Source organism: uncultured Campylobacter sp. (assembly GCF_938030145.1).
Classification (GTDB): Bacteria; Campylobacterota; Campylobacteria; order Campylobacterales; family Campylobacteraceae; genus Campylobacter_B.
Window position 1 is genome coordinate 1 of sequence record NZ_CALHGM010000003.1, and the last position, 14,507, is coordinate 14,507.

Sequence of the window (14,507 nt, forward strand, 5' to 3'; positions counted from 1 at the left end):
AAAAATTCCAAAAATTCCAAAAATTCCAAAAATTCCAAAAATTCCAAAAATTCCATTCCTCTCAATTCTGCAAGTAAAATTTCAAAACCGCAAGTAAAATCCCAAATCTTTGGCAAAATTTCACCCATAGCAAAGCTAGCAAAATCATACTTTAAACTAGCTTTTGTTACAATCGCAAGTTTTTAAATCCAAGGACAATTATGAAAAAGTTTATATTTTTTATCGCCACCCTGCTTTGCTCTTTGAGCCTTTACTCCGCAGATATCAACCCGGACGCGCCACTTAAGCTCGATCCTAGCGTAGTGCACGGCGAGCTGGCAAACGGCGTGAAATTTTATATCCTCAAAAATGATGTGCCAAAAAATAGCGCGCTTTTTTACCTCAACGTAGCCGCGGGTAGTGTCGATGAAAATGACGACGAGCAGGGCTTAGCGCACTTCGTCGAGCATATGGCATTTAACGGCAGCGAGCACTTCGATAAAAACGAGCTAGTTCATACCTTGCAGCGCTTGGGAGTAAAATTCGGCGCCGATCTCAATGCGCAAACAGGCTTTGAAAACACCACATACAACATCCAGGCTCAAGTGAGCGACGAGACACTAAAGGACATATTTTTGGTACTGCGCGATTATTCAGGCGGCGTAAAATTTGACGAGAACGAAACGCAAAAGGAAAAAGGTGTAATCTTAGAGGAAGCAAAAAAAGGCTTTGAGAGGCGCTTTTACGAAAAGCGCGCCACATATTTATACCCTAATTCCATATTTTCCAGACGCTTTCCGATCGGACAAAATGAAATCATCAAAGGCGCCACCGGCGAGCAACTAAAAAAATTCTACGCGCGTAACTACCTTCCTAGCGCCATTAGCATCATAGTCGTGGGCGACGTAAATGTTGAGCAAATTAAAAACCTAATCAAGCAAAATTTTAGCTCTCTTTCTGCGCACGGCGAAAAAATCCCGCGCGATCTTGGTCTACGGCCATTTGAAGGCGGGCTTGCAAGCACCGTAGAGCCCGAGCTCGGCGCTAATGTCGCTAGCGTGCTTTACGCAGGCAAATATGAGCCGCTAAGAAGCTACGGTGCGCTTAAAAATGAGTGGCTGCAAGCCTACGTATCGAGGCTGATGGAGCTTGGATACGACGCGATGAATGTAAATGCCAAAATTCCGCTTAAAGCCTATTTCGGCTCGGACGATCTGTTTAAAAACCGCAGACTATACAGCATAAGCGCGAATATTTTTAATTTCGACGCCAACGCCACGCTAAGGAGTCTTTTTAGCGCGATCAAAGGGGTGCGCGAACATGGATTTAACAATGACGATTTTGATAGCGTTAAGGCAGAATTTAAACATCAAGTGCAAGCCGATCTGCTTAAAAACGATACGCAAAGTGCGCAAATAGAGGCATTACTTGATTTCGTACAAAACGGCAATGTAAAGCTTAGTAAGCAAGACGAGCACGATCTAAGCCTCAAGGCGTTAGAAGAAATAACGCTAGCAGATGTTAATAAATTTTTCTCAAAGATAACAGATGGAGCGAGATTTACGGAGATTATATCGGCAAAGGATTTGGGCATTAGCCAAAAAGACGCGGAGCTGCTCTACGAAAAAGCGGTGCCGTTTAATTTCGCTGCTTCGAAGCTTGCTTCCAAGCAGCTTGCGGGAGCAGATTTAAAAGAGGCGGAATTTAAAGCACAAAAAGGCGCTAGCGGCACTGAAATTTTGGAGTTTAAAAACGGCGCGAAGGTAATTTTAAAGCCTCTTAAAAGCGAGAAAAATAAAATTGCCCTCGCAGCCGTTAAAAAAGGTGGCTACGCGCATTTCGGCAAAGCTCGTGGCGAAATTCTAACCGCGCTGCTAAACTCAGGCACCATAGGCGAGCTAAACGAATACGAGGCGGGACGTTTGACTTCAAAATTTGATTATAAGCTAAGATTTAGGATGGATGACGCGGACTGCGGTTTTAGAGGCGCAGGGGCGGATCTGGAGGCGATGGCACACGAGCTTTACGCAAGATTTAGCGAGCCGTTAATTCATGCAAGCTCACTTACAAAATACAAAACCGACGCGCTTTCGGCGATTGCGCTACGAGACGAGACGGCGGAATTTAAATTCGGCGAGCAAATTTTAAAATCGCTATATTCAGGAGATACGACTCGCAAGCAGCCGCTTAGCGCAGATGACGTAAAGAGCGCAAATCTTGCCGATTTACAGCGCGATGCGGATGAAATTTTTTCAGGTGCTGGAAATTTTATCTTTGTGCTTAGTGGCGATTTTGAGCCTGCGCGCGCAAAACAAATTCTAGCCAAATATATCGGCAATCTAAAGTCCGGCACAAGCAGCGCTACACCTAAAACTCTGATGTTAAATACTTCTAGCGGAGAGATTGTGCAAGACTACGGCGATAGTGATAAAAGCGAAGTTCGGATGATTTTTTCAAACTATGAGCTGCAAAATTTCGACTTTGCAGACACTTATAAATTTCAAGCGTTAAAAAGCGTGCTAGGCAATCGTATCGTCGAGCAGATCCGCGAGGCACGCGGACAAATTTACTCGGCGATGGTGCATAGCGCCTATGTGCGCGAGCCACAAATCGCAGCGAGCTTGAACGTATCGTTTTCTACCGAGCCGAAAGACGCCCGTGCCGTTGCAGCAAGCGTGAGTGAAATTTTAAAGCAGATCGAAAGCTCGGGCGCAAAAGATAGCGAGCTGGCAAATTTTAAAAAAGCTCAAATTCTATCGACCAAAAGGGCTGCTCAGACGAATGATTTTTGGCTTGCTAATATCACTGCGCACGAGCTTTACGGCTATCCGCTCTATGACGAAAAAAGCTACGCAGCAAGCATAAACGCAGTAAAAAGCGCGGACGTGCAAAAAGCGGCGCGGGTGCTTCGCGAGCATCTATTTACGGCAATCTTAAATCCAAAACCAAGCAGCGATGCAAAGCCGTAAGAGGCGCAACCGAAAGAATAAAGGAGTTTAATTGTTTTCATCGTTTTTCAAGAGTAAAAAATACGCATTCTTTGCTTATTCAGGTCTAATTTTTATTATTTTGGTGCAAATTTTTGAAGTGGATCTTATGGTGCAATACAATAAATGGAACCGCTCCTTTTACGATCTGGCTCAAGACGCTAAAAACCACACCATAGACGATTTTTGGAACCAGATGTTTATATTTTTGTGGATCGCCATCCCTTTAGTTTTAGTGGGCGTTCTTGAGAGGTACGTCGTTAGACTCTGGGTGTTTCAATGGCGCGAGGCGATTACGTTTTCATATTTTAAATATTGGAAAAATGTCGAACACGACGTAGAGGGAAGCTCGCAGCGTATCCAAGAAGACGCTCTTCGCTTTGCGCGCATCTTAGAAGATATCGGTTCGCGAGTGCTATCTGCGATTTTAACGCTAATCGCGTTCATCCCCGTGCTTTGGGAGCTTAGCGCAAAGGTCAAGATACCTTTTTTAAACGAAACACCGGGCTCTCTCGTATGGATCGCACTGGGAGTCAGCATCGGCGGACTTATCATTTCGTGGTTAGTGGGCTGGTACCTGCCGCGCCTGGAATACGATAACCAAAAGGTAGAAGCGGCGTTTAGAAAAGAGTTAGTTTTAGCCGAGGACGACAAGATCAACTATGGAGGGCAGGAGCAAGTTGGGGGGCTGTTTGCTAAGCTGAAGCATAACTATTACAAGTTATATTTGCATCTTTGTTATTTCGATCTATGGCTTCGCTCTTTTTCTCAAATTTTAATTTTAGTGCCTTACTTTTTGGTCGGTCCTGGTATTTTTACTCAGGCGATCACTTTGGGTGTGTTGGTGCAGGTAAGCAACGCCTTTAATCAAGTGCGCGGAAGTTTTAGTATTTTTATGAATAACTGGACGACGATCACGGAGCTTCGCTCAATCCATATGCGACTTAAAGAATTCGAAAAAAATATTGACTACAAGGGCTAGATAAAATTTCGCCCGCATCTTGCGGCTCTAGATTTCGCTTTCTAAATTTAAAGCGAAATCCCGGACCGCAAGCTTTTAAAATTTCTACGCTTTTACTGCTCTCTTTTTTCGTGATGAGTAATGTTTAGCTTTATAAATTTATAACTTCCTACGAGCAAGATCATCCAAATCGCGATGAAAACTAAAGATTTGATCATTTTTAATCCTTAAAATTTTTATAGATGCGGCGCATAAAAAACGCCACCGATATGAAATTTAACTAAGCGCAAGAGCACGCAGTTGCCGTGCACAAAAGCACAGCCTCGCCGCCACACGGCGCGCGGAAGCCGTGCTAGAGCTGGCGTGCTTAATAATGCTCGTTTGCAAGCTCCTCTTTATCAAGCTTTTTCGCATCCATCGCGCGCCAAACATAGCTGATATAACCCAGCACAAAAGGAACTAGAAACGACACGTAAAACATCGTCTTAAGCGTATAGAGGCTCGAGCTTGCATTGCTTATCGAAAGCGAGCTTTGCAGGTCGAAATTTGACGGATAAAACGCCGTGTGATTTAGACCCAGGATCAAAAATACGCTCGTTACCGCGCATACGACGCCCATGCCGTAGAAAAATACTCCGCGCACGCTGCTTGTAAATGCGCCTTTGACGATACCCACCAGCACCAGCACTACGCCCAGCAGCAGCAAGATTAGCGCCGCAGGCAGGCTTAAGTAGTTATGTAGATACTTAAAGCTCTCAAGGCTTACTACGCCGCCGGCGCCGATCGCGTAGCCCTGCTTTAGCAAGACCCACGCCAAAAACGCGATGAAAAAAACCAAAAACGCGCTAGCGTTAAATTTAAGCGAGGCTTTGAGTTTGGCGATCATTTCGAGCTCGGCTATATTATTCATCAAATATAAGCTCGCTCCCGTCCTAGCGCAGAAAAATAGCGCAACTCCCAAGATGTAATTAAACGGATTTGCTAGCGCCTCAAGTCCGCGAGCGGGATTTTTCCACTGCACGAAATTATTATCGCCCAGCGCAAATTCGCTGCCGCTAAAAAGCGTCGAGACGATGATGCCAAGCAGGATCGTGCCCAGCGAGCCGTTTATGAAAAGAAAGGCTTCATAAGTTTTAGCGCCCAAGAAATTATCGGGCTTTTTTCTGTATTCGTAAGCGACGGCTTGGATTATGAAGCAAAAAAGCAGAGCCATCCACGCCCAATACGCCCCGCCGAAGCTGGTCGCATAAAATAGCGGAAACGCCGCAAAGCACGCTCCGCCGAACATAACGAGCGTAGTAAACGTAAGCTCCCATTTCTTGCCGATGGAATTTATTATAAAATCCTTCTCGGTTTCATTTTTCGCCAGCGTAAAAAGCAGCGTCTGACCGCCCTGCACGAAGAGCATAAAAACCAAAATTCCGCCCAGAAGCGAAACCACGCACCACCAATAAATTTGAAAAATTTCGTGCATCTTAAAATCCTATCTTTATCTGTTTTAGCATGATCTTTATCTCGGCTATGAATAAAACCGTAAATAAAACCGCAAAGAGCGCAAACGAGATCATTATGTTCGTCCCCGCCAGGCTCGTAGCCGCGACGCCCACCGGCATGAGATCTTGTATCGCCCACGGCTGGCGCCCTACTTCGGCCACGATCCAGCCCGCCTCGCACGCGACGTATCCCAGAGGGATGCTAAAAACGCAAAGCCATAAAATTTTCTTGTATTCGGCGAGATTCTTTCGCATCGCCAAAAATAGCGTAACGAAAAATAGCAAGATAAAATAGCTTCCCAGAGCCACCATCACGTGGAAGCTATAAAAGGTAAGCGCCACGGGAGGGACGATCTGCTTCGCGTCGTCAAAGTAGCCGTAGCCTAAATTTTGCATATTTTGGTTGCCGAATAAAATTTCGCGCGCTTGCTGCATCGCCGCAGTATCATTGGCGTCTTTGGCGGCCTTGTAATCCTTTAGCGCTTGCAGGGCGATTTTGCCTTTTTCGATCTTTTTATCCGCGCCTTCGATGCCGAATTTTTCGTTTCCAAATACCAAATCATCGATGCCCGGAGTGAAATTATCAAGCCCTCTCGTAGCCATCAGCCCCAGCGCGTAAGGCGCCTTGATCTCAAATAAAAACGGCTCCTTATCGTCTCCCGCGGTTTTGCTCGGATTTAAAACTCCCGCCGCGACGATGCCTGCATTTACTTCGCCCTTATACAGACCCTCCATCGTCGCAAGCTTCATCGGCTGCTTTTGCGCGACCTGATAGGCGCTCTCGTCGCCGCTAAATAGCACGAAAAGCGAGCTTAGCATACCGAAGCTTGCCGCTACGATGAAGCTTTTTTTAGCAAGTGCGAAGTCTTTGTTTTTTAGCATATAAAACGCCGAAATTCCAAGCACGAAAAGCGCCGCGGTAATGTAGCCGCCGCCGACGGTATGTAAAAATTTAGCCACTCCGAAGTGAGATAGCGCGATATCTAAAAAATTGCTCATCTCGTTACGCATCGTATCGGGATTAAAGCTCGTGCCTGCCGGGTTTTGCATCCAGGCGTTCGCGATTAGGATCCAATATGCGCTTAAATTTGATCCGATCGCCACAAGCCAGGTCGAGATAAGGTGAAATTTCTTGCTTACGCGATCCCAGCCGAAGAACATTACCGCAAAAAAGGTAGCCTCCAAGAAAAACGCCAGCAAGCCCTCGATCGCAAGCGGCGCGCCGAAGATGTCGCCCACGAACCAGCTATAATTCGCCCAGTTGGTGCCGAACTCAAACTCCATTATGATACCGGTCGCGACGCCGATGGCGAAATTTATACCGAAAAGGCGCAGCCAAAATTTAGTGATCTTGAGCCACTCCTGTTTGCCTGTCGCGACATACAGGCTCTCCATAAACGCCACGATAAAGCTAAGCCCCAGCGTTAGGGGCACGAAAAGAAAGTGATAAAGTGCCGTGAGCGCAAACTGCACCCTCGACCAATCCACGCTAGCAAGCTCTTGCATTCCTACTCCTTAGTCAAATTTTTATAAATGAAATCGATTTTTTCTTGATCGGTTTTAAATTTAGAGTCCAAGTTTTCGTCGAAAATGAAAAATTTAAGTAGCACAAAAATTATAAACAGCTTGATCAAAATCACCGCCCATAGCGTTTTGCCAAGCTTCATCGAAGCAAATCCGTGCGCGTAAAATTTTAAAATTTTGCCGAAAAACATCGAATTTTAACCTTTAGCAATTATTAGTTTATATTTTTTATTGTATAACAATTAATTAAAATTTAGCTTTAAATTTTGAAATTTTGGTAGCAATTTTATCTTTTTAATAAACGCCTCGGTCTTGCGTCATCTCGCTCAAGTAAAGTTTTATTGTATAATTCACAAACAATCACATTTTACTTAAACTGCACAAAATTTTAGTTTAGATTCGTCGTAAAATTTTAGAATAGAACATCCAAGAAACGAGCAGAAAAATGCGCGAGACTTTACCAAGCATCTTTATGCCTAATTCGTAGCGATTTTAAATAGAATTTTTTGTAGGCAAATTAACGCGCTCAGCTGAAAGCAGACGTAAGAATTTTAAAATCAAACGCCCAAAGCTACACGATACGAAATTTAAGAACGGATAACTAACTCCATGCAAAATTTAAAGCATTTCATTAGACTGGACGTATAATTGAGAAGCCTAAGAGTCGATTTAGCGCAAATTCGCAGCACGGCTCATCAGCGATACAATCTCTGCTAGGTCGAATTTGCCGCCGAAAAAGAGATTGAAAGCAAGCACGCCCTGATTTATAAGCATCTCTTTGCCATCTTTTACGGGCAGATTTTTTGCGCGCGCGGCTTGTAAAAATGGAGTCTGTTTGCCGTAGATAACATCAAAAGCAAATTTTGCGCGGGATAAAATTTCATCTATTACCCCCTCGGGCGCAGGCAGCGCGTCATCTTTGAGCCCCGCACCGGTGGCATTGACGATCAGATCGTAGTCTTTGGATCTAAAATTTTCATAAGTAAAAAATTCCTCGCAGCCGAAGTCAAAATCTTTTGCGCTGCGATTTAGAATGTCGAATTTCACGCCGTTTTTGCCTAGCGCGTAGCCGATCGCTCGCGTCGTGCCGCCCGCGCCTAAAATAAGCGCGTTGCGAATCTCGCCAAAGCCCAAAATCGCGCAGAAAAAGCCTTGCGCGTCGGTGTTAAAGCCTTGCAGCGCGCCGCCTTTTAGCACCAGCGTGTTTACCGAGCCGATCTTCTGCGCCGCCTCGCTTAGGACGTCGCATGCTTTAAATGCGTCGAGCTTAAAAGGCACGGTTACGTTCGCGCCCGCAAGCCTTAAAGTTTCAAATTTAGCGCGCAGCTCCTCGCCGCGTTGCAGCAAAACTCGCCCGTAGTAGGCGTCCAGCTCCAAAAATTTTATCGCGTAATTATGAAGTAGCGGCGAGAGAGAGTGGGCGATCGGGTTGCCGAAAACCGCAAATCTGTCCACTATTTCACTCGGTAGATATACGCTCCGCTATTGATGCTGCGCATATCGCTAAGTGCCTTTTGTAGCGCCTCGCCCTCAAAAGGTCCAACTAAAATTTTAGTTACGCTCTTGCTGCCGACGTGAGTTTGCAGAGCGATCGGATTATAGCCTTTTTTAGTGATTTTTTTAGTGTCAGACCCGTTTGGATCGTAGGCATTTGATGCGAAAACCTGCACATAACTGCCGTTTGCCACGCTGGTGCTGGTGCTCTTTGCTGCAACGCCAGCTTTTACGCTCTCGCTTTTAGACTCCGGCTTGCTAGCTTCTTTTTTAGGCTCGGACTTAGCAGGCTCTTTCTTGGTCTCAGCTTTAGCATGTTCCTTTTTAGCTTCCGTTTTTGAAGGCTCTTTTTTAACTTCTGTTTTTGCTTGTTTTTCAGGTTCTTTTTTAGGCTCTACTTTCTGCTCGACTTTTCTAATTTCGGTTTTAGAAGGTTCTTTTTTGATCTCGTCTTTTGCAGACTCTTTTTTAGGCTCGGACTTTTTTACATCCGTTTTTTCAGGTTTTTTAGCTTCGTCTTTAGGCTCAATCTTTTTACTTTCTATTTTAACTTCGGATTTTTTTGGCTCTTCTTTGATTTCGGGCTTTTGGATTTCTACTTTCTGTGCTTCAGGCTGAGCGCTTGCGACGACCTTGCTTTCGGAATTAGGCTCTTGGGTTTTTATCTCTACTTTGGTTGGAGCTGCAGATGCTGTATTGGGTTCTGATTTCACTTCTACAGGCTCAGGCTGCGAAGGCTCAGGCTTTTGAACTTGCACGGCAGGCTTTTGCTCCGCTTTGGCAAGCTCTTCTTCACTAGGCATAGTAAGACCTGCGTTAGTATCAATATCGTCTTTATTAATAGCCTTCATTATGATTAAAATGATTAAGAATAAAACTACGACGCCGGCTGCAGCGGTAAGACCTTTTTTTAAATTCGCGTTCTTATCGACATTACCGCTATTGATCACTATGTCGTCTATGCTGCTCATATCGAAATTTTTGTCGTTCATACTCTCTCCTAAGATTATTATTTACTTTGTAAATTCTACCACGCAAAATTTACGAAATAAATAATTCGGGTAAGCTTACCCGAATTTATTAAATTTAATACATCGCGCGGTCGTAGATGATAAAGCGGTGCGCCAAATCCCGCACTTCCTCTTTAACTCGCGCCTGAAGCTTGGAATTTGAGATGTCGCTTAGCACGTCGGCGATTTTATTTCCGATAAACTCAAATTCTTTCTCCTTCATGCCGCGCGCCGTAAGTGCGGGGCTTCCGACGCGGATACCGCTGGTGACGAATGGGCTGCGCGTCTCGCCCGGAACGGTGTTTTTATTCGTCGTAATGCCTGCGTTTTCAAGCGCGGCGCTAGCGTCCTTGCCGCTAAAATCTCTATTTAAAAAGCTCATTAAAATCAGATGGTTATCGGTGCCGCCGCTAACGAGATCAAAGCCGCGCTTAACCAGCGTCTCGCCCAAAACTCTAGCGTTTGCCTTGACCTGCTTGGCATAGACCTTCCACTCCGGGCTTAGGTTGTGTTTAAACCCGACCGCCTTTGCGGCGATGACGTGCATTAGCGGACCGCCCTGGATGCCCGGGAAGATCGCCGAGTTGATCTTTTTAGCAAATTCCTCGTCGTTGGTCATTATGATGCCGCCTCGCGGACCGCGAAGCGTTTTATGCGTGGTCGAGCTTACGACGTGGCAGTGCGGAAACGGATTAGTATGTTCGCCCGCGACGACGAGCCCTGCGACATGCGCTACGTCGGCGAAAAGAAACGCGCCCACGCTATCTGCGATCTGTCTAAATTTAGCAAAATCTATCTCGCGCGTATAGGCGCTCGCACCGCAAACGATCATCTTCGGCTTTACGATCTGAGCGATCTCAAGCACCTTATCGTAGTTTATGCGGCCGTCAAGCTCCACGCCGTATTCGAAGCTCTCATACATCTTTCCGCTGCTTGAAACCTTCGCGCCGTGCGTCAAATGTCCGCCGTGGCTAAGCGCCATGCCTAAAATTTTATCGCCAGGTTTCAAAAATGCGGCATAAACACCCTGGTTGGCTTGGCTGCCGCTGTTTGGCTGGACGTTTGCAAACTCACAGCCGAAGAGCTTTTTGCAGCGATCGATCGCGATCTGCTCGATCTCGTCCACGAACTCGCAGCCGCCGTAGTAGCGCTTGCCGGGATAGCCCTCGGCGTATTTGTTCGTTAGCACCGAGCCCATCGCCTCCATTACCTCGGGATAGGTGAAATTTTCGCTCGCGATCATCTCTAAATAATCGCACTGGCGAGCAAGCTCTTTGTTGGTTAAACTAAAAATTTCATTATCGAATTTTTCTAAATTTGACACGTTCACTCCTTCTCTAAATTTAGTGGCCTCATCGCAGGGAACAAAATCACGTCGCGGATCGATTTTTTATTCAGCAAAATCATCGCCAAGCGATCGATACCGAGCCCCCAGCCGGTAGTCGGCGGCATCGCGTAGCTAAGCGCGCGGACGTAATCCTCGTCCATCTCGTGAGCTTCGTCATCGCCTGCGTTTTTAGCGTCGATTTGAGCCTTAAATCTGGCGTATTGATCGAGCGGATCGTTCAGCTCGTTAAAGGCGTTGGCTAGCTCTTTACCCGCGATGTAAAGCTCAAATCTCTCGGCTATTTGCGGATTTTCGTCGCTTCTGCGCGAAAGTGGGCTGATCGAGATCGGAAAATCCACGATGAAGGTCGGATTTATGAGCTTAGCTTCTACGTAATTATCAAAAAGTTCGCTCTGTAGGTGGCCTAGATCGAGCTTTTCATTGACTTCAAATTTATCCTCTTTGAGTTTAGCGATGATCTTTTCGCGATCATTTATGATCTGCGGCTCGATGCCGCCTATCTGCGTAAGTGCATCGAGATACTTTATGCGCGCAAAAGGTTTTGAAAAATCGATCTCGCGCTCATCGTAGGTTAAAATTTCGCCCAGCCCGAGCCTCTTAAACAGCGCTTTAAATAGCTCTTCGGTTAGGTTCATCGCGTCGTTATAATCATGCCACGCCCAGTAGAATTCTATGCTGGTAAATTCCGGATTGTGCGTCAGATCCATACCTTCGTTGCGGAAGTTTCGGTTGATCTCAAAGACCGCCTCCATGCCGCCTACGACGAGGCGCTTTAGATAGAGCTCCGGCGCGATACGCAGGTAGCGATCGACGTCGAGGGCGTTGTGGTGAGTGATGAACGGCTTAGCGTTCGCGCCGCCTGCGATAGGGTGCATCATCGGCGTTTCGACTTCCAAAAATCCATGCTTCTCAAAAAAGCTACGGATCTCGCTAACGATGATCGAGCGCTTGATAAAATCCTCGCGGATCTCTGGGTTCATTATCATATCGAGGTATCTTTGGCGGTAGCGCATCTCGATGTCGGTTAGGCCGTGAAATTTCTCCGGAAGCGGGCAGATCGCTTTGGACGCGAGCGTTATTTTGCTGGCATGGATCGAAAACTCGCCCGTTTGGGTGACGAAGGCGTATCCGCGTACCAAAATTATATCGCCCACTTCAAGATTTTTCTTAAATTTAGCGTAATCCTCCTCGCCGATGCTGTCGCGCGAGTAATAAATTTGAATATTGCCGCTTTGATCTTCTATGTTTGCAAAGGTGGATTTGCCCGCGACGCGCTTTAGCTTTAGCCGCCCGGCGAGGCTTACCTCCTCGCTCTCGCTCGCTTTTTTATCCTCGGTATCTTTTATGTAGCCGAATTTCTCTTTAAACTCGGCTATACTAATATCTTTTTTTAGAAAGTGCGGATAGGGATTAGCCCCTAAATTCCGAAGTTCCGACGCCTTATCTATCCTTTGGATTTCTAACTGGCTATCAAACAATCTACTTCCTTTTTGCCGCGCATTCAGGGCAAATTCCATACAGCTGCATCATATGTCCCGTAAGCGTAAATCCGTGCTCTTTGGCGACGGCAAGCTGCTTGCGTTCGATAGTAGCATCTTGAAATTCTATGATCTTATTGCAGCTTTTGCAGATTAAGTGGTCGTGGTGAGGCTTATTGGCAAGCTCAAATTTCTTACCCTGTGCGCCGAATGAGATCGACGTAGCCATACCTGAATCCTCAAGCAAATTTAAGGTGCGATACACCGTCGCTATGCCTACGTTTAGCTCCGGAAATTTCGCTTTGATCTCATTATGAAGCGCTTCGGGCGTGAAGTGTTTGTTATTGTTATAAAGCGTACGAAGCAAAACCTCGCGTTGTTTTGTGTATTTTAGACCGCTAGCGGCAAGTGCCTTTTTAAACTCAACAATTAGAGCGTCAAACTCTAAATTTTCGATTTTTGCATTCATAATTTTGTCCTTTCTGTAGAATTTACTTCTGAACTGGCGTTAAAATCGCTAGGTTCAGTGCTTTGATTTTGATCCGAGTTCATACGGGCGGTAGAATTCTGATCTTTTAAGAGCTTATCATCCATCTTAGAACCGATAGAATCCAAGCTTTGTTTGATCTTCGGATCGTCTTTGAGATTTAAAATCCAATTTCCGATTTTTAAGAAAATCGGCGCAGTTTTGCTGCTTTCAAAATACTTTTTGGTCTGTTCATTCATCGACATAGGACCGCTTGCAAGCGTAACGATAACTGCAAAAATCAAGAAAATTTTACTTACGCTAAACACGAAACCGCCGATCTTATCGACAAATCCGAGTCCGCTCCATTTAAAGAATTTTGAAATGATTTCGCCTATAATCAGACACGAGATCCATACGCCAAAAAGCACAGCGATAAAGCCGATGAGAACCTGCGTCGTATCACCCGAAAGTACGCCGTTTGCATTCTGTAAAGCTGGAATTTTTGCTGCAATCCACTCGCCTGCCATAGTTTTATAACGCATCGCGGCAAAAAGACCGCCGATGAGACCCAAAATTCCAAAAATTTCTTTTACAATGCCGTTGGTGATACCGCGCAGTCCGAAGAGCACTACGAGTACTAAACAGCCGACGTCGAACCAATTAATACCTTCCATCAAGCACCCACCACGCCTATTAACTCTTGCAGGTTAGTCGAATACCTAAATGCCGTGTCTTTTGAAATTTGATTTGCACGGATCGCTTTAACCATCGCTTGAGTTTGAGTTATCATACCGGTAGATTGCTGATTTAGCTGCATTTGAGAGTAAATTTGATGCACCTTGTTTTCGCGGATTAGATTCGCTACGGCATTGTTATTTAGCAAAATTTCATGGATCGCGATACGTCCACCGCCAAGCTTTGGCAAAAGCGATTGCGAGATGACCGCGGTAAGTGATACGGAGAGCATATTTCGTACTTGGAGCTGCTCGCCACCATCAAAGCTATCGATAATACGGTTGATCGTTTGCATCGCGGAGTTGGTGTGTAGCGTACCAAATACCAAGTGACCGGTCTCTGCAGCGGTAATGGCGATCGAGATAGTCTCTCTATCGCGCATCTCACCAACTAGGATAATGTCCGGGTCCTCACGCAAGGCAAATTTTAACGCATTAGCGTAGGAATGGGTATCGGTGCCAATATTTCTGTGAGAGAAAAGCGCTTTTTTATTGGTATGGACGAACTCGACCGGATCTTCAACGGTAATGATGTGCTTGCGCTCTTTTTCGTTGATCTCGTTTAGCATCGCGGCAAGAGTAGTTGATTTACCGCTACCAGTAGGCCCGGTAACCAAAATCATACCTTTTTCGTGCTTGACTACCTCTTTAAAAATCGTAGGGGCTTTTAAATCGTCCAGGCTAGGAATATCGATAGGAATAATACGAAATGCGGCAGCCAAATCACCGTTCATAGTGTAGTAGTAGTTACCACGGAAGCGTCCGATATTAGGAAGCTCGATCGCAAAGTCGAGCTCTTTATTTTCCTCGAGCGCACTTTTTTGCGCATCGGTAATGAGCGCGTAGCAGATATACTCGATATCCGTGCCCTTAAGCGGATCCATGGCAAGTGGGCGCAATGTTCCGTCGATACGTATTTGAGGCGCCGAGCGCGAAACTAAGTGAAGGTCGCTCGCTTTGTTAAAAACGACGGTTTTTAGTAGGGTTTCGATATCTACTAAATTTCTTTGAACTTCTTCCATAAAATTCC

General features: G+C 45.7%; 13 protein-coding genes. 3 read left to right on the plus strand and 10 right to left on the minus strand.

Annotation, left to right across the window (positions count from 1 at the left end; genetic code table 11):
• From Q0323_RS00320 to Q0323_RS00330, 3 genes are all read left to right on the plus strand, one after another.
• Window positions 1–186, plus strand: a 186-nt coding sequence (locus tag Q0323_RS00320; protein ID WP_298050446.1) for a hypothetical protein, incomplete at its 5' end; no start/stop codon positions are given.
• A gap of 14 nt (window positions 187–200) precedes the next feature.
• Window positions 201–2,948: a pitrilysin family protein gene (locus tag Q0323_RS00325; RefSeq protein WP_298050448.1), complete on the plus strand. Its 2,748-nt coding sequence runs from the start codon at window positions 201–203 to the stop codon at window positions 2,946–2,948.
• 31 nt (window positions 2,949–2,979) lie between these two features.
• A complete protein-coding gene (locus tag Q0323_RS00330) occupies window positions 2,980–3,948 on the plus strand; it encodes a putative transporter (RefSeq protein WP_298043837.1) in 969 nt (322 codons plus the stop codon).
• Window positions 3,949–4,294: 346 nt separating this feature from the next.
• On the opposite strand, the gene cydB is transcribed toward Q0323_RS00330, so the two are convergent.
• From cydB to Q0323_RS00380, 10 genes are all read right to left on the minus strand, one after another.
• Window positions 4,295–5,401 (minus strand): cytochrome d ubiquinol oxidase subunit II, encoded by a 1,107-nt coding sequence (cydB, locus tag Q0323_RS00335; RefSeq protein ID WP_298050450.1) that lies wholly within the window; start codon window positions 5,399–5,401, stop codon window positions 4,295–4,297.
• A gap of 1 nt (window position 5,402) precedes the next feature.
• Window positions 5,403–6,926 (minus strand): cytochrome ubiquinol oxidase subunit I, encoded by a 1,524-nt coding sequence (locus tag Q0323_RS00340; RefSeq protein ID WP_298050451.1) that lies wholly within the window; start codon window positions 6,924–6,926, stop codon window positions 5,403–5,405.
• A 2-nt stretch (window positions 6,927–6,928) separates the two neighbouring features.
• Entirely contained in the window at window positions 6,929–7,135 is a 207-nt protein-coding gene (locus tag Q0323_RS00345; protein ID WP_005871229.1) for a DUF4492 domain-containing protein, read from the minus strand.
• A 478-nt stretch (window positions 7,136–7,613) separates the two neighbouring features.
• Complete coding sequence (locus tag Q0323_RS00350; RefSeq protein WP_298050453.1) at window positions 7,614–8,399, minus strand: shikimate dehydrogenase; 786 nt, start codon at window positions 8,397–8,399, stop codon at window positions 7,614–7,616.
• Window positions 8,399–9,430, minus strand: a complete 1,032-nt coding sequence (locus Q0323_RS00355; RefSeq protein ID WP_298050455.1) for a hypothetical protein — start codon at window positions 9,428–9,430, stop codon at window positions 8,399–8,401. Before Q0323_RS00355 ends, Q0323_RS00350 begins: the two co-directional genes overlap by 1 nt.
• A gap of 94 nt (window positions 9,431–9,524) precedes the next feature.
• Window positions 9,525–10,772, minus strand: coding sequence for a serine hydroxymethyltransferase (locus Q0323_RS00360; RefSeq protein WP_298050457.1), 1,248 nt, complete (start codon window positions 10,770–10,772; stop codon window positions 9,525–9,527).
• Window positions 10,773–10,774: 2 nt separating this feature from the next.
• A complete protein-coding gene (gene lysS / locus Q0323_RS00365; RefSeq protein ID WP_298050459.1) occupies window positions 10,775–12,274 on the minus strand; it encodes a lysine--tRNA ligase in 1,500 nt (499 codons plus the stop codon).
• A gap of 1 nt (window position 12,275) precedes the next feature.
• On the minus strand, window positions 12,276–12,743 hold the full coding sequence (locus Q0323_RS00370; protein ID WP_005871221.1) for a Fur family transcriptional regulator: 468 nt from the start codon (window positions 12,741–12,743) through the stop codon (window positions 12,276–12,278).
• Window positions 12,740–13,417: a CvpA family protein gene (locus tag Q0323_RS00375; RefSeq protein ID WP_100067315.1), complete on the minus strand. Its 678-nt coding sequence runs from the start codon at window positions 13,415–13,417 to the stop codon at window positions 12,740–12,742. The genes Q0323_RS00370 and Q0323_RS00375 overlap by 4 nt, the downstream gene beginning before the upstream one ends.
• Window positions 13,417–14,499 carry a type IV pilus twitching motility protein PilT gene (locus tag Q0323_RS00380; RefSeq protein ID WP_005871218.1) on the minus strand — a complete coding sequence of 361 codons (1,083 nt, stop codon included), beginning with the start codon at window positions 14,497–14,499 and terminating at the stop codon, window positions 13,417–13,419. The genes Q0323_RS00375 and Q0323_RS00380 overlap by 1 nt, the downstream gene beginning before the upstream one ends.
• Window positions 14,500–14,507: the final 8 nt, after the last annotated feature.